The organism is Streptomyces cyaneus, from assembly GCF_004028635.1.
Classification (GTDB): Bacteria; Actinomycetota; Actinomycetes; order Streptomycetales; family Streptomycetaceae; genus Streptomyces; species Streptomyces cyaneus.
Genome location: NZ_RQJW01000011.1, coordinates 215,181 through 235,056 on the forward strand (window position 1 = coordinate 215,181; position 19,876 = coordinate 235,056).

The following is a 19,876-nucleotide window of genomic DNA, read 5'->3' on the forward strand; positions in this document are numbered from 1 at the left end:
TTCAGCTAGAGTGGTCCGCATCCCGGGATGAAAAAAGGGGCCCGGCACCGATGCCTTCCGGTGCCGGGCCCCTTCATTTACGTCGGCTGCTCCGGACCCTCAACCGGAGAAGCCGACGTGCGCGAGCCGCACCGGGCCGCGCAGCCTGAGGTGGACGTCCCGGACGCCCTCGGCGATGATCTCGGCGCGCTGCGTCGAGTAGTCGTACGGGCTCGCGTCGTCCGGCGCCCGGGACGTCAGCACGGCGAGCACCGGGCCCCCGTCCAGCGACACCTCGACCGCGCCGTCGCCGGACACGGTCGCCGTCACCGCCGTGACGCCGTCTTCGAAGTCGCAGTCGCGGTAGACCAGTTCGCCCGACCTGCCCTGCGCCGGCGTCACCGCGTCACCCGACGCCTTCGTGCGGTCGACGATCGCGACGCCGCTCTGCTCGTCGAAGTCGGCCGCTTGCAGTCCGCGTCGGAGCACGGGGCGTGGTGCGGCCGCCTCGCCGTCCAGCAGCACGGTCGTCCGCAGGCGGATGTCCTCGCTGGAGGCGCCGGCCAGGATCTCGTACGGGCCCGGCTCGCGGCGCCAGCCACCTCGCGCCACGTCCCAGAAGTCGAAGGACGACAAGGGGACTTCGAAGGTGAGCTCCCGCTGCTCGCCGGGCTCCAGCCGCACCCGGCTGTGCGCCACCAGCTCCCGCCGCGGGCGCGGCACCGCCGGGTCCACGGCCCGGGTGTAGAGCTGGGCGACCTCGTCGGCCGGCACGTCACCGGTGTTGGTGACCGTGAAGGAGAGGTGCAGCGCTTCGTCCGTCACGCGGGTCTTCAGGTCGGCGTAGGAGAAGGTCGCGTAGGACAGGCCGTGGCCGAACGGGAACAGCGGGGTCCCCTCGAAGTACAGGTATGTCTGGCGGCTGCCGATCACGTCGTAGTCGAGGAGGTCGGGCAGGTCGGCGTCGTCGGCGTACCAGGTCTGCGGGAGGCGGCCGGCGGGGGAGACGTCGCCGGCCAGGATCCGGGCGAGGGCGGTGCCGGCTGCCTGGCCGCCGTGGGACGTCCAGAGGATCGCCGGGAGGGCGGCCGGGTCGACGGCGTAGGGGTACGCCGAGACCAGTGCCAGCACCGTGTTCGGGTTGGCCGCGTGGGCGGCGCGTAGCAGGCGCTCCTGGTGGGCGGGGAGGGTGAGCGTCGTACGGTCCTCGGTCTCGCGGCCGTTGATGTGCGGGTCGTTGCCCGCGACCACCAGGACCACGTCCGCCTGTGAGGTGACCCTGGTCACTGCGTCTTCGCCGCTTTCGACGACGATGAGCTCGAAGATTTCCGGATTCGCTTCGGCAACCCTGACGCCCTCGGCGGCGACTGAGACGTGGCGACCCGTGCCGAGATGCCGGAGGAGGTGTCCGTTCTCGTGGGGTTCCAGGCGGAACGTCTCCTGGACGACCCAGCCTCCGGGCTGGTCGGCGGAGGCGCGGACACAGCCGTCCTCGGCGACGGAGAGATAGCGGCCGTCGGGGGCGCGCAGGGTCAGCACGCCCTCACCCCAGTCGACGAGCGCGAACTCGGTGCCGGTCGGGTCGGTGGCCAGCGGGGGCAGATCCGTACGGCCGGCGAGCAGGGCCGGGTCGAGGGCACCTTCGGCGCCGCGGACCTCGTCGGCGGCGTCTGCCTCGGGGACGTGCAGGAAGGCTCCGGCCGAGGTCTTCAGGCGGATGCGGTCCACGCCCTCGGCGAACTCGACCCGCTCCGCGCCGAACCGCTCGTACAGGCCCTCCAGCGGGGTGGAGCGGTGGATGAGTGTGCCGCTGTACCAGTCGAGCTTGCACTCGTCGGCGAGCAGGCCGACCACGGCCAGCCGGGTGTCGGGCGCGAGCGGCAGCAGCCCGCCGCTGTTCTTGAGCAGGACGACCGACTGCTCGGCGGCCTCCTGCGCGAGGGCGCGGTGGGCCGGGGTGTCGAAGTCCCTGGTGAGGGCGTGCGGGTCGTACTCCGGGTCGAACTCGCCGAGGCGGAAGCGGACCGAGAGCTGGCGGCGGACCGCGGTGTCGATGTCGGCCTCGGTCAGCAGGCCCTGCTCCAGGGCACCGCGGACCCGTGCGGTGATCTTCGAGCTGTCGGTGCCGTGGTCGGTGAAGCTGTCGACGCCGGCGAGGATCGCGGCGGCCGTGGCTTCCTCGTGGGTGTCGAAGTAGTGCTCGGAGTCGACCAGGTTGGAGGGCGCGCCCGCGTCGGAGCAGACCAGCAGGTCCTCGTCGGTCCAGGCGCGCAGGTGCTCGCGCAGATACGGCGAGACGTGGTTGGGGCGGCCGTTGACCAGGTTGTACGCCGGCATCACCCCGGCCGTCGCGCCGGCCTCGACCGTCTCGCGGAAGGCGCGCAGGTCGTACTCGTGCAGGACGCGCGGGCGCACCGAGGAGGACGTGACGTCGCGGCCCGTCTCGTTGTTGTGGGCCAGCCAGTGCTTGAGGACGGGGGCGGTGCGCCAGTACGTCGGGTGCTCGCCGCGCAGGCCTTGGGTGTAGGCGGTGGCGATGGCCGAGGTGAGCTTCGGGTCCTCGGAGTAGCCCTCCTCGCCCCGGCCCCACAAGGGGTGGCGCAGGAGGTTGACGGTGGGGGACCAGACGTTCAGGCCCACGCGGTCGTCGCGGGCGCGCATCGCCCGGACCTCCTTGGACACCGCCTCGCCGACCCGTCGTACGAGATCGGTGTTCCAGGTGGCGCCGAGGCCGACCGCCTGGGGGAAGACGGTGGCCGGACCCATCCAGGCCACGCCGTGCAGCGCTTCCTGGCCGGTGCGGAACTCGGCGATGCCGAGCCGCTCGACGGCCGGGGCGAACTGGTGCAGGAATCCGATCTTTTCGTCGAGGGTGAGCCGCGACAGCAGGTCGTCGATGCGCTTCGCGAACGGCAGTCGCTGATCGCGGAAAGGCGGCGTAGGCGGCGTTTGTGCGGTCACGTGGGGATCCCCTTGCGGTGGAGCGGCGAGGCGCTTTCGAAGCGCTTCGATGCTCATTCGATCCAGGGGTGGGTGTCAAGACACCCCGGCGCAACAACTCCGACTCCTGACCGTTATTTCAAGCACTGTAAGAGAGTGGTCGGATCCTCTACGGCCCCGAGGAATCTTGGAAGCGACCCTTGTGCGCCCCCATGCCTTCACTTAACCTCGCAGCAACATCGAAGCGCTTCGACTACGAGGCTCGTCCACTTCAGGGGTGCACGGCCCTCGGCAGTGGTCGAAGGATCGCTTCAGCTCAGCCAGATCCACTTAAGACACCGCAGCCGACGGCCCACCGCCGGGTGTCCAGGTGCGCCATGAAGGGTTGACGCAATGACGCCGAATGCCGCCTCCGCCTCCTCCGGACCCAGCCGGAGAAGCTTCCTCGCCTCTACGGCGGTCGCCACCGCAGCGGTGGCGGGAGGGATGCCGCTGCTCTCCGCCTGCGGTGGGTCGGACAGTGGGTCGCGAGACGGCACCACGTCGGGCAAGGACGCGAAGAAGATCCTTCCGGCGTACGTGGCCAGCAATGTGGTGACGCCGGACATCCCGTCCAAGAACGGCTCGGCGGTCGGCTTCACCAGCAAGCTGGACCTGGCCACCCTCAAGACCTCGGTCCCGAAGAAGCTCGGCAAGGGCGGCAAGGTCACCATCATGTCGCCGTTCTGGGGCTCCCCGCCGAAGAGCGGCAACGCCTACTACAAGGCGATGAACGACCTGATCGGCGTCGACGTCGCCTGGCAGAACCAGGACGGCAACACCTACGAGCAGAAGCTCGGCGCGGTGCTGGCCTCCAGCGACGTCCCCGACGTGGTGGTCGTCCCCGGCTGGAACATGAACGGCAAGATACCCACCGCCATCATCAGCAAGTTCGCCGACCTCGGCCCCTACCTGTCCGGCGACGCGGTGAAGGAGTACCCGAACCTCGCCGCGATCCCCTCGGAAGCCTGGCAGCGCTCCATCTTCGGCGGCAAGCTGCGCGGCCTGCCGCAGCCGGCGCCGTGGGCCCCCAGCATCGTGCCCCTGTACCGCCAGGACATCTTCGAGAAGGAAGGGTACGAAATACCCAAGTCCTGCGACGAGTTCATGGCGCTGGCCAAGGAGATCACCAACGCCAAGGCCAAGCGCTGGGCGTGTCTGGACATGAAGTGGACCGCCTGGCAGGCCTTCGGTGTCTTCTCGGGCAGCGAGAAGCCCCTCGGCTGGAACATGGTCGACGGCAAACTGGTCTACCGCATCGAGACCGAGCAGTACCTCGAAGCGCTGGAGTGGTCCCGCAAGCTCTTCGAGGCGGGGGTCGTCCACCCCGATGCCGAGATGGGCAAGAACGCCCCCGACCCGGGCCCCAAGTTCGCGAAGGGCGAGTTCCTCATCTACGCCCAGAACATCTCCCAGTGGTGGGGCCGCACCGCCGAACAGGCCATCCAGAACCCGGACTTCAAGATCTGGGGCATGGACGTCTGGGGCCACGACGGAGGCAACCCCACCATCTATGCCGAGCAGCCCGCCGGCATCTTCGCCTTCGTCAACAAGAAGGCCCCCGAGTCGGTCATCCGCGACGTGCTGGCCGTCGCGAACGTCACCGCGGCGCCGTACGGCACCAAGGAGTACATGATGACCAACTACGGCGTGGAGGGCACCCACTACACCGTCAAGGACGGCGTCCCCACCAAGACCGACCAGGGCAACCTGGAGGTGATGAACGCCTACGTCATGGTGGACGGCCCCGCCTCGACCATCGCGCACCCCGACTTCCCCGATGTCGCCAAGGGCCAGGTCGAGTGGCAGCAGCGGATGGGCGCCTTCACCAAGAAGTCCACCTTCTGGGGCATGCAGATCACCGAGCCGAACCGCTACACCAACCTCGCCAACGACTTCGAGCAGCTGGAGGACGACATCGTCCGCGGCCGCAAGAAGATCAGCGACATGCAGCAGGCCGTCTCCGACTGGAAGAGCAAGGGCGGCGACAAGCTGCGCGACTGGTACAAGCAGATCCTCGACGAGAACGGCTCCGCGGCCAGCTGACCCGGTACCGAGGCAAGGAGAACGGCCGTGTCCCACAGCACGGTGCCTCGGAGCAGGACCGAGGCCGACACGACGGCGAAGACCCCGGCGGCATCCGGCGGCGCTACCGGATCCGGTAGGAAACCACCCTCGGGAAAGCTGAGTCTGCGGATCAGGCTCAGACGCGACCGCGTCCTGCTCCTGATGACGCTGCCGGCGGTCGCCCTGGTCCTGCTCTTCAACTACGTGCCGATCCTCGGCAATGTGGTGGCGTTCCAGGACTACGACCCCTACATCAGCGACAACGGCGTCGTGTCCATGCTGAACAGCCCGTGGGTGGGGCTGGAGAACTTCCAGCGGATCTTCGAGGACTCCGCGTTCTGGCAGGCGGTCCAGAACACCCTCGTACTGTTCTTCCTCCAGCTCGTGCTGTTCTTCCCGATTCCCATCCTGCTCGCGCTGCTCATCAACAGCGTGGTCAGGCCCCGGGTTCGGGCGATCGCGCAGGCCGTTCTCTATCTGCCGCACTTCTTCTCGTGGGTGCTGGTGATCGCGGTCTTCCAGCAACTGCTCGGCGGCGCAGGACTGCTCTCGACGCTGCTGCGCGATCACGGGTACGACGGCCTCGACATCATGACCGACCCGAGTACCTTCAAGTTCCTGGTCACCGCGCAGGCGGTGTGGAAGGACGCGGGCTGGGGGATCATCGTCTTCCTCGCCGCGCTGGCCGCGGTCAGCCCCGACCTTTACGAGGCCGCCGCGATGGACGGCGCCGGACGCTGGCGTCGTATGTGGCACGTCACCCTGCCCGCGCTGCGGCCGGTCATCGCGCTGCTGCTGGTCCTGCGCGTGGGCGATGCCCTCACGGTCGGCTTCGAACAGATCCTGCTGCAACGGGATGCCGTGGGACCGGGCGCGGCGGAAGTGCTCGACACCTTCGTGTGGTGGAACGGCGTCCGCAACCAGGACTTCGGCTACGCGGCCGCCGCCGGACTCGTCAAGGGCGTCATCAGCATCGGTCTCGTCCTGGCCGCGAACAAGGTGGCCCATCTGATGGGCGAGCAGGGGGTGTACAAGAAATGACCGCCGTGATCGACAAGCCTGTACCCAAGCCCGGCCGGTGGGGCGCGCCGCCCCGGCCCGTATGGGAGGAGCGGCCCAGCCAGGTAGGGCTGGCGAGCAAGGGTCTCGTCCTCGGCCTTGCCTGCCTCGCGATCCTCTTCCCCTTGTGGATCGTCATCGTCACCAGCCTCTCCACGCGCAAGACCATCGACGAGGCCGGCGGTCTGGTGATGGTGCCGAAGGACATCACCTTCATCGCCTACCAGGAGCTGCTGAGCGGCGGTCAGGTCACCCGCGCGGCGATCATCAGCGTCCTGGTCACCCTGGTCGGTACGGCCTTCTCCATGACCGTGTCCGTGCTGTGCGCGTACGGGCTGTCGCGGACCGGGTCGCTGGGGCATCGCTGGATTCTGATGACCCTGCTCGCGACCATGTTCTTCAGCGCCGGTCTCATCCCGACGTATCTGCTGGTGCAGACGCTCGGGCTGACGGACAGCTATCTCTCGCTGATCCTGCCGAGCGCGATCAGTGTCTTCAACATTCTGGTGCTGCGCGGATTCTTCATGGGGATCTCGCCGGAGCTGACCGACAGTGCGCGGATCGACGGGGCCGGGGACTTCCGGATCCTCTGGCAGATCGTCATGCCGCTCTCGCGCGCCGTCATCGCGGTGATCACGCTGTTCTACGCGGTCGGGTACTGGAGCGCGTGGTTCAACGCGTCGCTGTATCTGAACGACCAGGACATGATGCCGCTGCAGAACGTCATGATCCAGCTGGTGCAGAAGCAGGAGGCCCCGGTCGGGCTGGGGCAGGCCATCAAGACGGGGCAGCTTTCGGGGCTGGCTGTGCAGATGGCGGTAATGGTGATGGCTTTGCTGCCGGTGGCTGTGCTTTCGCCCTTCGTCCAGAGGCATTTCAAGAAGGGCATGCTCACCGGGGCCGTCAAGGGTTGATTGGCGCCCTCTCAGTGGGGTGCTTCGGTTCGTCCGGCGGCTGCGGGTCGTATGTGGCTGGTCGCGCAGTTCCCCGCGCCCCTTTGGGGCGCTCCACTCCCCCTTCTTTCAACAACGAGGTATGTGTCATGCACGCGTCCCGCCCTAGCAGACGAGCCGTTCTCGCCGGCACCGCAGCCGCCGCCGCGGTCACCGCCCTCCCGCCCCTCGTGGGGCACGCCTCCGCCGCCGAGCCCGCTGCCGCCGCCGGCCAGGCCTACCGCTGGCGCACCGCCGTCATGGGCGGTACCGGATTCGTCACCGGCGTCCTCTTCCACCCCTCCGTGCGCGGCCTCGCCTACGCCCGTACCGACATCGGTGGCGCCTACCGCTGGGACGACCGCACCGCGAACTGGGCCCCGTTGACCGACCACCTCGGCTGGGACGACTGGAACCTTCTCGGTGTCGAGGCCATGGCCGTCGACCCCGCCCACCCGGGCCGCCTCTACCTCGCCCTCGGCACCTACGCCCAGTCCTGGGCCACCAACGGTGCCGTCCTGCGCTCCGACGACCGCGGCGCCACCTGGGCTCGCACCGACCTCACCGTGAAGCTCGGCGGCAATGAGGACGGCCGGGGTGCGGGCGAGCGGCTGCTCGTCGATCCGAGGGACAGCGACACGCTGTGGCTGGGCACCCGGCACGACGGGCTGCTGAAGTCGAGCGACCGAGGGGCCACTTGGGCCGCCGCCTCCGGTTTCCCGGGCACCCCGAGCGCGAGCGGCCAGGGCGTCACCCTCCTCGTCGCCGCCGGGCGCACCCTCTACGCCGGGTGGGGTGACGGCGACGGCACGTCGGGGACGAAGAACCTGTACCGGACCAGCGACGGCACCACCTGGGAAGCCGTCCCCGGCCAGCCCTCCGGCACCGCCGCCAAGGTCCCGATCCGCGCCGCGTACGACCGGAGCACCAGCCACCTGTACGTGACGTACGCCAACGCACCCGGCCCCAACGGCCAGTCCGACGGCAGTGTGCACAAGCTGTGCACCCTCAACGGCAAGTGGACCGAGGTCACGCCCGTGAAGCCCGGCGGTACCACCGCCGACGGATCGGCCGACACCTTCGGGTACGGCGGTGTCGCCGTCGACGCCCGCCGGCCCGGCACGCTCGTCGTCTCCACCAACAACCGCTGGGCGGCGGTCGACACGGTGTTCCGCAGCACCGACGGCGGCCGCACCTGGACGTCCCTGAAGGACACGGCCGTCCTCGACGTCTCCGAGACCCCCTTCCTCAAGTGGGGCCAGGACAAGCCCAAGTTCGGCTGGTGGATCCAGGCCCTCGCCCTCGACCCGTACGACTCCCGGCACATCGTCTACGGCACCGGCGCGACCCTCTACGGCACGCGGGACCTGAGGAACTGGGCCCCGCAGATCCGCGGCCTGGAGGAGACGTCCGTTCGCCAGCTGATCTCGCCGCCGGTCGGAGCTGCGCATCTGATCAGCGGCAACGGGGACATCGGCGTGATGTACCACGAGTCGCTCACGGCATCCCCCTCGCGCGGCATGGCATCGAACCCCGTGTTCGGGTCGGCGACGGGGCTCGCCCAGGCGGCGGCCAAGTCGGCGTATGTCGTCCGTACCGGCTGGGGCGACCACGGCAACGGCGCCTACTCGAACGACGGCGGGCAGACCTGGGCGCCCTTCGCGGCCCAGCCCTCCATCGCCAAGGACGCACCGGGGCCGATCGCCACCAACGCCGACGGCAGTGTGCTGCTCTGGGTCTTCGTGCACTGGGACGGCACGAAGTACCCCGCCTACCGCTCGGCGGACAACGGCGCCACCTGGTCCGAGGTCTCCTCCTTCCCGAAGGGCGCCACGCCGGTAGCCGACCCGGCCGACCCGACGCTCTTCTACGCGTACGACACCGACACAGGAACGCTACTCGCCAGCACTGACAGTGGCCGTACCTTCACCGCCCGGGCGAGCGGACTGCCCTCCGGGGACAGCCAGTTCGAGCTGGTCGCGGCGCCCGGGCGGAGCGGTGATCTGTGGCTCTCCACCAAGGGGAACGGGCTCTACCGGTCCACCGACGGCGGCGCGACCTTCACCAAGGTCGCCAGCTGCTGGGCCTCGTACACCCTCGGCTTCGGCAAGGCCGCCGACGGCGCCGACTACCCGGCGATCTACATGGTCGGCTCCACCGGGACGATCACCGCCGTGCACCGTTCCGACGACGGGGCGAAGACCTGGGTGCGGATCAACGACGACCAGCACCAGTGGGGCTGGATCGGCGAGACGATCACCGGTGACCCGCGGATCCACGGCCGCGTCTACGTCGCCACCAACGGGCGCGGCGTCCAGTACGGGGACCTGGTGTGATGCCGGAGCCACAGCGGCCGAGCCTCGCCGACGCCACCCGTGGCCGCATCCTCTTCGGCGGCGACTACAACCCCGAGCAGTGGCCCGAGGAGACCTGGCACGAGGACGTCCGGCTGATGAAGGACGCCGGGGTCAACTCGGTCACCCTCGGCGTCTTCTCCTGGGCGAAGCTCGAACCCCGCCCCGGGGCACGGGAGTTCGGCTGGCTGGACCGGCTGATGGACCTGATGCACGACAACGGCATCGGTGTCGTCCTCGCCACCCCCACCTCCTCGCCCCCGCCTTGGATGGGCCGGCTGCACCCCGAGACGCTCCCGCGCGACGAGGACGGCCGGACCGAATGGTGGGGCTCCCGCCAGCACTTCTCGCACTCCAGCGCCACCTACCGGCGTTACGCCGCCGCCATCACCGAGGACCTCGCCGCCCGCTACGGCAGCCACCCGGCCCTGCGGATGTGGCACATCAACAACGAGTACTGCACCTACGACTGGGGCGACGAGGCCGAGGCCGCCTTCCGCCGCTGGCTGCAGGAGAAGTACGGCACCCTCGACGCCCTCAACGAGGCCTGGGGAACGGCCTTCTGGAGCCAGGGTTACGGCGTCTGGAACGAGGTCCTGCCGCCGCGCCGGGCGCACTACATGAAGAACCCCGGCCAGGTGCTCGACTTCAAGCGGTTCACCTCCGACGCGCTGCTGGAGTGCTACCTCGCCGAGCGGGACATCGTCGCCCGGCACACCCCGCACATCCCGGTGACGACCAACTTCATGCCGTTCTGGCAGGGGCAGGACGCGTGGGTCTGGGCGGAGCGGGAGGACGTCGTCTCCGTCGACATCTATCCGGATCCGCGTGATCCGTTCGGCGGGCAGTACGGGGCGCTGGTGCACGACATGACGCGTTCGCAGGCGTGCGGCGGCCCCTGGATGGTCATGGAGCAGGCCGCAGGGCCGGTCAACTGGCGCGGGGTCAACCACCCCAAGCCGGCCGGCCTCAACCGCCTGTGGTCCCTGCAGGCCGTGGCCCGCGGCGCCGACGCCGTCTGCTACTTCCAGTGGCGCCAGTCCCGGCAGGGCTCGGAGAAGTTCCACTCCGGGATGGTCAGCCACGCGGGGGAGCACGGCCGTACCTTCCAGGAGGTCAAGCGGATCGGCGCCGAACTCGCCCTGCTGAGCGAGAAGGTGGCCGACGCCCGGGTCGAGGCCGCCGAGGTCGCCGTACTCCTCGACTGGAACGCGTGGTGGGCGAGCCAGCAGGACGGGCGGCTGTCCTCCGAGGCCGACTACCCGCAGGTGGTCCGCGCCTGGCATCGCGCCCTGTGGGAGGCGCACACCGTCGCCGACTTCGCCCACCCCGAGCACGACCTGTCCACGTACAAGCTGGTCGTCGTCCCGCAGCTGTATCTGATGACGGACGCGGCCATCGACAACCTCCTCGCCTACGTCGAGGGCGGCGGCACCCTCGTCGCCGGCTTCCAGACCGGCGTCGCCGACGAGGACGACCGGGTGCGGGCGGGCGGCATGGACGCCCGTCTCCGTGACCTCTTCGGCATTCGCGTCCTGCACGAGTGGTGGCCGCTGGACGCGGGGGAGAAGGCCGAAGTCGAGGGCTTCCACGGCACCCTGTGGTCCGAGGAGATCGAGGCGGCGGACGACGTGGACGCCGTGATGCCCTACAAGGGCGGCGAGTTGGACGGGCTCCCCGCGGTCCTGCGCAGGGGCCGCGCCTGGTACGTCTCCACCCTTCCCGAGCCGCACACGCTGCGCACACTGCTCGCCGACATCGCCGCCGACGCGGGCGTACGACCGACCCTCACCGGGCTCCCGGCCGGGGTGGAGGCGGTCCGCCGGGGCGGGCTGCTGTTCCTGCTCAACCACGGGCGCGACGGTGTCACCGTGCCGGTGCCCGGACGCCACCGCTCCCTGCTGACCGGCGCGGATGTCACCGACGCGGTGGAGCTGGGCCGGTACGGCGTGGCCGTGCTGGAGGCCGCCTCATGAGCGGACCGGTACACGACACCTGGGAACCGGCACCCGCCGCCCGCTGGGAGGACGCCTTCCTGAGCGGCAACGGCCGACACGGCATCATGGCGTTCGGAGATCCGAACAGCGACCGGGTCATCGTCAACCACCACACCCTGGTCCGCCCCAACGGCAGCGAACACGCCCGCCCACCGGCCCTCGCCGCCGAACTCCCGCGGCTTCAGGACCGGTTGCTCGCCGGAGACGTCACGGCGGCTGAGGGCTTCACCGACGGACGGGAGCTGCAGTGGGTGCAGCCCTTCCATCCCGCTTTCCAGATACGGCTGCGCCGGTCGGCAGCCGGAGGGGAACCCGACGACTACCGCCGCGAGGTCGACTTCACCACCGGCGCCTGCACGGCCACTCGCGGCGGCTGGCGGAGCCAGGTCTTCGTCTCCCGCGCGGACGACGTCATCGTCCAGTACGTCACCGAACCCGGCCTCACCGCCGACGTGACCCTGGACCACCAACTGCCCGGCGCCCTCTACAACCTGGCGGTCGGACACAGCGCCGTCCTCACCCCCGACGGCGCACTCCTCACCCTCCGCGTCCGCTACCCCGGCAGCGACCGCGCGTACACCGGCGTCACGCTCGCCCTGGTCACCGGCGGCAGCACCCGCACCTCCCTGCCCGGCATGCGCGTCGAGAGCGCCCGGTCACTGCTCCTCCTCACCCGGGTCCAGCGCCACACCGGCGAGCTGGACGCCCTCGCCGAGGCGCGCGCACTGCGCGCCCTGCTCCCCGACGGCGACGAGAACCCGTACGACCACCTCCTCGCCCGCCACGCCGACCTGCACCGCCCGGCCTACCACCGCGTCGGCCTCGACCTCGGCGCCGACGACAGCGAAAGGGCCCTGCCCGGCTCGGAGTTGGTGCGCCGCCCGAAGAGCCCCGCCCTGCTGGAACGTCTCTTCGCGGCCGGCCGCTACCATCTCCTCTCCGCCTCCGGCATGCTCCCGCCCCGCCTCACCGGCCTGTGGACCGGCGACTGGGACACGGCGTGGTCCGGCGCGTTCACCACCGATGCCAACGTCAACCTCCAGACCGCGTCGGCCGCCGCCGCAGCGCTCCCGGAGGTCACCGAGGCCCACGCCGCCCTGATCCACGGCCAGGTCGACCACTGGCGCGACAACGCCCGCGCGATCTTCGGCACCCGTGGCGTGGTGGCCCCCGCCCACACCGACGGCGAGTCCGGTCACCTCTACCACTTCAGCCGCGAGTACCCCCTCCACCTGTGGACCGCGGGCGCCGACTGGCTCCTCAAGCCCCTCGTCGACCACGACGAGACACGCGGCGACCGTGACCCGCGCACCGCCGCCCTCCTCGCCGAAGTGGCCCGGTTCTACGAGGATTTCCTCACCCGGACCGACAGCGACGGCAACCTGGTCGTCGTCCCCTCCTACTCACCCGAGAACCGCCCGGCGAACGCGAGCTGGGGCACGCTCAACGCCGCCATGGACCTCTCGGCGGCCCGGCACGCCCTGCGCACGGCCGCCGACTACCACCCGGGCACCCCGGACGCCGACCGCTGGCGCGCTCTCGCCGACCGCCTCCCGCCGCACCGGATCAACGACGACGGCGCCCTCGCCGAATGGGCCTGGCCAGGCCTGGAGGACACCTACGACCACCGCCACCTCAGCCACCTCTATGGCGTCTGGCCGCTCGACGAGATCACCCCGTACGACACCCCCGACCTCGCGGCAGCGGCCCACCGCGCCCTGGAACTCCGCGGCGCCGAGAACGACTCAGCGCACGGCCACCTCCATCACGCCCTGATCGCGGCCCGCCTCAGGGACGGCGGCCGGGTCGCCCATGCCCTCGACCAGGTGCTGGACGGCGACTTCTTCCACGCCTCCCTGATGAGCGCCCACTACCCGAAGCGCGACGTCTACAACGCGGACGCCGCGCACACCCTGCCCGCCGTACTGATCGAGATGCTGGTGCAGTCGACCCCAAACCGGCTGGTCCTGCTGCCCGCGCTGCCGGCCGCCCTCCCGGAGGGCCGACTCCGAGGCGTGCGTACGCGGTTCGGCGCCGAGATCGATCTGACCTGGACGCCGGACGGGGCCACGGCCGTCCTGCAACCGTCCCGCTCCCTCCGCATCGAACTCCGGACTTCCTTCGGCGACGGTGACGCACAACCGCTCGACCTCGTCGCCGGAGAAGATCACGTCCTCACCCTGGGGACGTGGTAACCCCCCACAAATCCCCCGCAATTCCCCCCACCCATGGAAAGGGACACCATGGCAAAGAGCGCACTGCGCAAGATCACCACGGCCGTGCTGGCTCCGGCGATGGCCCTCGGTGCCGTCGTCGGCCTCGCCTCCGCCCCCGCCTCGGCCGCGGTCTGGAACTCCTGCGACCAGTGGGGCAACACCAGCCTGAACGGCTACACGCTCTACAACAACATCTGGGGCTCCGGCGCCGGCAGCCAGTGCATATGGGCCAACTCCGGTACCAACTGGGGTGTCTGGGCCAACCACCCCAACACCGGCGGTATCAAGTCCTACCCCAACTCCAAGAAGGTGATCAACAAGACGATCGCCTCCCTCGGCTCGCTCACCAGCAGCTACAACGTCACCGTCCCGTCCTCCGGCGCGTACAACACGTCGTACGACATCTGGGACACCGACTACGACTACGAGATCATGCTCTGGGTCAACTACAACGGAGCCGTCGGTCCGCTCGGCACCTCGCAGGGCAACGTCACGCTCGGCGGCCACACCTGGACCGTCTACAAGGGCACCAACGGGGCGAACGAGGTGTTCTCGTTCCTGCGGACCTCCGACTCCAGCTCCGGCACCGTGAACATCAAGCCGATCCTGACCTGGATCTCGGGCACCAAGGGCTGGATGTCCTCCAACGAGACCATCGGTGACGTCCAGTTCGGCTACGAGATCACCTCGTCGTCCGGCGGTCTGGACTTCACCACCAACAACCTGACCGTCAGCAGCAGCTGACGTGCCAACAGGGCCGGGGTCGCCTCAGGTGGGGTCGACCTCGGCCCGCAGCGCGTTGTAGTCCGCGAACGCCGACTCGACCTCGGCGCGGGTCAGACCGTAGCGGGCCAGGTCGTAGCGGTGCGGTCGGGTGCCCTTCGGGCGGGCGACTGCACCGGGGAGCCGGGCGGCCTCGATGTCGGACCAGCGGGCGCCGATCGCGTCGTAGAGCTTGGGGGCGCCCGTGGCCGGCTCGGCGGCGAGCCAGGCGTACGGGGCGTCCACCAGGGCGTGGGGCGGGATGGCGGCGCGGGCCGCGAGGCCGCGGGTCATGGCGCGGCTCAGCAGGTCGAGCCAGAGGGTGCCGATGCCGTGCAGATCGAGGGGGCGGGTGCTGACGGCCATGCCGTGCTCGATCAGGCTGCAGAAGGAGGCCACGACGGTCACCGGATCGCGGTGGCACCACACGATCGTGGCGTCCGGGAAGACCGTGCGCAGCGCGTCGAGGTTGCCCAGGTGCAGGGGGGACTTGAGGATCCAGCGGCGGCGCGGGCGGCCGTACTGCAGGACCTGGAACACCTGCTCGAGGTACCGGTAGTCGTCGACGAAGTCCCGCTCGCGGTACCACGCCGCGTACTCGGGGATCAGCGCCTGCGACAGCGGCATCAGGGCGTGCGGCAGGGCGAAGGTGCACTCCTCGGGGCCCTCGGCGGCCATCGCGTGGATGTCGCGGAAGCGCGGCGCGAACAGGTTGGTGCCCTGGACCAGACGACGCCCCGCCGTGACCGCCTTCCGGCGCTGCCGGGGCGGCAACTCCAGGTCGGGCGCGAGCAGTTCCCACAGCAGCGGGCTTCGATGCTCGGCAGAGAGGGACAGTACGGCGTGCGTGACGGTGGTCGCGGTGCGTGGCAGACCCACGACGAACACCGGCTTCTCGATCGGCTCCCGCTCGATCTCGGGATGCTCGGCGATCAACCGCCGCACCCGGGCCCGGTTGGTGAGATGCCGGCGCACGAAGACCTGCGCGGACTGCCAGCCGACCGGGGTCAGATTCTCGGCCCGCGCCCACCAGCCCAGCAGCGACCGGAAGTCGTCGACGAACTGCCGGTCTCCCGGCGTCTGCCCGGCCTCCACCGCGATCCGGTCGAAGACCCGGTCGTGCCCGCGGCGGGACCCGAAGCCCGGACGCAGCAGCAGGTCGGCCAGGGTGAGGGCTATCGGAGACGAGGACACGCGGTCGACTCTATCGGGCCGAACTGGCTTGTGGGGGAGGGGAGTTGGGCGAGGGTTTCGAGGGAGTGACCGGAAGACCTCCACTCCCCGGCCACCCCCTCCTGACACGGCTACTCCGCTACAGGCAGCCGTGCCCCGTCCCGCAGGAACAGCGGGATGCGGTCCAGCGGGGCGTCGACCGTCACGGCCTCACCGCCCTCGTACGTCTCACCGGTCCACGCATCGGTCCACCGGGCCCCGGCGGGGAGATACGTCATCCACGTCGTCGCGCCCGGCTCCAGTACCGGTGCGACCAGCAGATCCGGCCCGAACATGTACGCGTCGGAGACCTGCCATGCGAGCTTGTCCTCAGGGAACTCCAGGAACAGGGGCCGCATCACCGGCAGGCCCTCCTCGTGGGCCTCGCGCATGACGTCGAGGACGTACGGCTTCAGGCGCTCGCGCAGCCGCAGGTACTGCTCCAGGATCGCGCCGGCCTCCTCGCCGTACGACCACACCTCGTTCGGGCCGCCGGTCATCTGCGGGCCGAGCGGCATGCCCGGGTCGCGGAAGCCGTGCAGGCGCATCAGCGGGGACAGGGCCCCGAACTGGAACCAGCGGACCATCACCTCGCGGTACGCCGGGTCGTCCGGGTCGCCGCCGTGGAAGCCGCCGATGTCCGTGTTCCACCAGGGGATGCCGGACAGCGCGGTGTTGAGGCCGGCCGCGATCTGGCGGCGCAGGGTCGGGAAGTCGGTGCCGATGTCGCCGGACCACAGGGCGGCGCCGTAGCGCTGGCTGCCCGCCCAGGCCGAGCGGTTGAGGGTGATGATCTCGTCCTCGCCGGTGGCGCGCAGGCCCTCGTAGAACGTGCGGGCGTTCTCGGCCGGGTAGATGTTGCCGACCTCCAGACCGGGACCCGTCCAGTAGCGCAGGTTCTCCTGGAAGCCCGGCTTCAGCTCGGGCTCGCAGGCGTCCAGCCAGAAGGCCGTGATGCCGTACTGGTCGAGGTAGTTCTGCTTGACCTTGGACCACACGAACTCGCGGGCGTCGGGGTTGGTGGCGTCGTAGAAGGCCACCTGGACCGTGGAGGCCACCTCCTTGTCGGGCCAGTCGGCGTGTGCCATCGGGCCGTACTGGGTGCCGATGAAGTAGCCGCGCTGCTCCATGACCGGGTGGTTCTCGGAGAGGGGGGAGACCGACGGCCAGACGCTGACCACCAGCTTGATGCCGAGCTCGGCCAGCTCGCGCACCATCGCCGCCGGGTCCGGCCACTCCTTCGGGTCGAACTTCCACTCGCCCAGGTGGGTCCAGTGGAAGAAGTCGCAGACGATGACGTCGATCGGCAGGCCGCGGCGCTTGTACTCCCGTGCCACGGCGAGGAGTTCGTCCTGGGTGCGGTAGCGCAGCTTGCACTGCCAGAACCCCGCCGCCCACTCGGGCAGCATCGGCGTACGGCCCGTCACCGCGCTGTAGCGGCGCTGGCCGTCGGCCGGGGTGCCCGCGGTGATCCAGTAGTCGATCTGGCGGGCGGAGTCGGCGACCCACCGGGTGCCGTTGTGCGCGAGTTCCACGCGGCCGATCGCCGGGTTGTTCCAGAGCAGGGTGTAGCCGCGGCTGGAGGACACGACCGGGATGCCGACCTCGGCGTTGCGCTGGACCAGGTCCAGGACCAGGCCCTTCTGGTCGAACCGGCCGTGCTGGTGCTGGCCGAGGCCGTACAGCTTCTCGTCGTCGTACGCGGCGAAGCGCTGCTCCAGACGGTGGTAGCCGTTGCCGACGGCCGTGTAGAGGCGCGAGCCCGGCCACCAGAAGTGGGCGCGTTCCTCGGCGAGCACCTCCGTGCCGTCCTCGGTGCGCAGGAAGCGGATCAGGCCCTCGGCGTCGACCTGGACGGTCAGCGCGCCGACGGTCAGCACGCCCAGCCCGTCCTCGATCTTGACGGTCGACTCGGTCGCCGGGGCGGACTCCAGGAGCGCGCCCGGCAGCCCGTCGAGGACCGGCCCGCCGAGCCGGGCACGCACCCGGACCGCGTCCGGGCCCCACGGCTCCACGCGCAGGGTCTCCTGGCGGCCGCTCCACTCCAGCGCCCCGTCCCGCTCGCGGAACGTGCCGACGGTCGGGGACGACTGCGCGAGGCTGACCGTGCCCGGCAGGGGCTGGTTTTCGGCAGGCTGATTCACGAGGTGTGCTCCTCAGGAGGGCAGCGAATGCAGACATGAAGGTGCCGGCGAGGGCACTGCGGTGAAGCGGGTGTCGGTGGGGTCGGTGGGTTGCGGAGGTGAAGCGTCAGTGGGTGGGGGACGGCGCCGGGCCCGTGCTCGCCCGGACCGTCAACTCGGGTGTGATCAGCAGGACTTCGTCACTGCCCCGCCCGTCGAGCTTGGCCACCAGCTGCTCCACGGCATGCCGGCCCATCTCCTGCGCGGGAATGGAGACGGACGTCAGCCGCACCGAGGCCTGGGTGGCGACCTGGTCGGGGCAGATGCCGACCACCGACACGTCCTCCGGCACGGCACGGCCCTGCTGGCGCAGCAGGGCGAGCAGCGGCTCGACCGCCGACTCGTTCTGCACGACGAACCCCGTGGTGCTCGGCCGTTCGTCGAGGATCCGGGCGAGGGTGACGGCCATCGCGTCGTACCCGCCCTCGCAGGGCCGGTGCAGCAGCCGCATCCCCAGCTCCTGGGAACGCAGCCGGAGTCCGTCCAGCGTGCGCTCGGCGAAACCGGTGTGCCGCTCGTAGACGGCCGGGGCCTCGCCTATGACAGCGATGTCCCGGTGCCCCAGCATCGCCAGATGCTCCACGCACAGCGCGCCGGTCGCCTTGAAGTCGAGGTCGACGCAGGTCAGCCCGGAGGTGTCGGCCGGCAGCCCGATCAGCACGGACGGCTGGTCGGTGCCGCGCAGCAGCGGCAGCCGCTCGTCGTCCAGCTGGACGTCCATCAGGATCATCGCGTCGGCCAGCCCGCTGCCGGTGACCCGGCGCACGGCGTCGGGGCCCTCCTCGCCGGTCAGCAGCAGGACGTCGTATCCGTGCGTACGGGCCGTCGTCGCCACCGCGATGGCGATCTCCATCATCACCGGCACATACATGTCGGTGCGCAGCGGGATCATCAGCGCGATGATGTTCGACTTGCTGCTGGCCAGGGCGCGGGCGCCCGCGTTCGGGTGGTAGCCCAGCTCGCGGATGCTCTGCTCCACCCGCTGCCGGGTGGCCCCGGAGATGGACCGCTTGCCGCTGAGGACATAGCTCACCGTGCTCGCCGAGACTCCGGCGTGCTGGGCGACCTCGGCGAGGGTGACCATCCAGCTCTCCAAGCTTTGTGAAGCGCTTCGACAGTGCGCGCTACGTACAGGGGCGGGTGTGAGGGTGGTTCGACACTAGCTCTGGCACGCGTGGGTGTCCATAGGTTGTCGAAGCGCTTCGACAGCTTTTCTCGTACGAGGGTGTCGGCGCCGTGGGGGCAACCTCCCGGCGGGTCGGCGGCCACTGAGAAGTCGTACAGGAACCGTCCCCCGGAAGGACCCCCCGATGCAACACCGCAGACCGCGCCTGTCCAAGAAGCGGAAGACCCTGCTCGCCTCCACGGTCGCCCTCGCGGCCGCCGCCGGTGTCACCGTCGCCCAGGCGGGCGAGTCGAGCAAGAAGTGCGCGGCCTTCGACACGATCACGCTCGGCAAGTACTACGTGAACAACAACCTCTGGAACGAAGGGAAGTACACCGGCACCCAGTGCGTCTGGGACAACTCCCGGTCGGGCTCGACGATCTCCTGGGGCACGAACTACAGCCTGGCCAACAGCAGCACCGGCAAGGACGAGGACGTGAAGTCGTACGCGTCCACCGTCCTCGGCTGGCACTGGGGCTGGAAGGTCGACAAGGCGACGACCGGGCTGCCGATCCGCGTCGGTGACCGCAAGCCCGTCAGGACCAGCTGGGAGTTCTCGGTCAGCTCCAACCCCGGCACCATGAACGTCGCCTACGACCTCTGGCTGCACACCAAGAACACCGCGGACTGGCAGGACCAGCCCACCGACGAGATCATGATCTGGCTCAACCGCCAGGGCGGCGCGGGCCCGCTGGGCACCAAGTACGGCAGCGTCAGCCTGGGCGGCGCGATGTGGGACATCTACGAGGGCGACATCGGCTGGAAGGTCCACTCCTTCGTCCGCCGCACCAACACCACCAAGGCCTCGCTCAACCTAGACGACTTCACCCAGGCACTCGTCCGGCGCAATCTGCTCAGCAACGACAAGTACGTCTCCGGCATCGAGTCCGGAACCGAGGTCTTCAAGGGCACGGGCCGACTGGACACCAAGGCGTACTCCGTCAACGTCGGCTGAACGGGCGCGCGCGGGG

General features: G+C 70.0%; 12 protein-coding genes. 8 read left to right on the forward strand and 4 right to left on the reverse strand.

What is annotated here, in order from left to right; genetic code table 11:
• Positions 1-99 precede the first annotated feature (99 nt).
• Entirely contained in the window at positions 100-2,940 is a 2,841-nt protein-coding gene (locus EHO50_RS34815; RefSeq protein ID WP_128435229.1) for a glycoside hydrolase family 3 C-terminal domain-containing protein, read from the reverse strand.
• Positions 2,941-3,312: 372 nt separating this feature from the next.
• Between EHO50_RS34815 and EHO50_RS34825 the strand changes: the two genes are divergently transcribed.
• From EHO50_RS34825 to EHO50_RS34855, 7 genes are all read left to right on the forward strand, one after another.
• The gene (locus tag EHO50_RS34825; protein WP_128435230.1) at positions 3,313-5,004 is read left to right on the forward strand and encodes an extracellular solute-binding protein; all 1,692 of its coding nucleotides are present in this window, start codon (positions 3,313-3,315) and stop codon (positions 5,002-5,004) included.
• Positions 5,005-5,031: 27 nt separating this feature from the next.
• Positions 5,032-6,066, forward strand: coding sequence for an ABC transporter permease (locus EHO50_RS34830; RefSeq protein ID WP_128435231.1), 1,035 nt, complete (start codon positions 5,032-5,034; stop codon positions 6,064-6,066).
• Positions 6,063-6,998, forward strand: a complete 936-nt coding sequence (locus EHO50_RS34835; protein WP_128435232.1) for a carbohydrate ABC transporter permease — start codon at positions 6,063-6,065, stop codon at positions 6,996-6,998. Before EHO50_RS34830 ends, EHO50_RS34835 begins: the two co-directional genes overlap by 4 nt.
• 128 nt (positions 6,999-7,126) lie before the next feature.
• Positions 7,127-9,352, forward strand: a complete 2,226-nt coding sequence (locus EHO50_RS34840; protein WP_128435233.1) for a WD40/YVTN/BNR-like repeat-containing protein — start codon at positions 7,127-7,129, stop codon at positions 9,350-9,352.
• Positions 9,352-11,346, forward strand: coding sequence for a beta-galactosidase (locus tag EHO50_RS34845; protein WP_128435234.1), 1,995 nt, complete (start codon positions 9,352-9,354; stop codon positions 11,344-11,346). The genes EHO50_RS34840 and EHO50_RS34845 overlap by 1 nt, the downstream gene beginning before the upstream one ends.
• A complete protein-coding gene (locus EHO50_RS34850) occupies positions 11,343-13,562 on the forward strand; it encodes a glycosyl hydrolase family 95 catalytic domain-containing protein (RefSeq protein WP_128435235.1) in 2,220 nt (739 codons plus the stop codon). The genes EHO50_RS34845 and EHO50_RS34850 overlap by 4 nt, the downstream gene beginning before the upstream one ends.
• A 48-nt stretch (positions 13,563-13,610) precedes the next feature.
• Positions 13,611-14,327 (forward strand): glycoside hydrolase family 12 protein, encoded by a 717-nt coding sequence (locus tag EHO50_RS34855; protein ID WP_164905035.1) that lies wholly within the window; start codon positions 13,611-13,613, stop codon positions 14,325-14,327.
• Positions 14,328-14,351: 24 nt separating this feature from the next.
• Here EHO50_RS34855 and EHO50_RS34860 read toward each other — a convergent pair whose 3' ends face one another.
• From EHO50_RS34860 to EHO50_RS34870, 3 genes are all read right to left on the reverse strand, one after another.
• Entirely contained in the window at positions 14,352-15,539 is a 1,188-nt protein-coding gene (locus tag EHO50_RS34860) for a sulfotransferase family protein (protein ID WP_128435237.1), read from the reverse strand.
• A gap of 110 nt (positions 15,540-15,649) precedes the next feature.
• Positions 15,650-17,701, reverse strand: coding sequence for a glycoside hydrolase family 31 protein (locus EHO50_RS34865; protein ID WP_128435238.1), 2,052 nt, complete (start codon positions 17,699-17,701; stop codon positions 15,650-15,652).
• A gap of 106 nt (positions 17,702-17,807) precedes the next feature.
• Entirely contained in the window at positions 17,808-18,824 is a 1,017-nt protein-coding gene (locus EHO50_RS34870) for a LacI family DNA-binding transcriptional regulator (RefSeq protein ID WP_128435239.1), read from the reverse strand.
• A gap of 226 nt (positions 18,825-19,050) precedes the next feature.
• Here EHO50_RS34870 and EHO50_RS34875 point away from each other — a divergent pair, with 226 nt between their 5' ends.
• Complete coding sequence (locus EHO50_RS34875; protein WP_128435240.1) at positions 19,051-19,860, forward strand: GH12 family glycosyl hydrolase domain-containing protein; 810 nt, start codon at positions 19,051-19,053, stop codon at positions 19,858-19,860.
• Positions 19,861-19,876 lie beyond the last annotated feature (16 nt).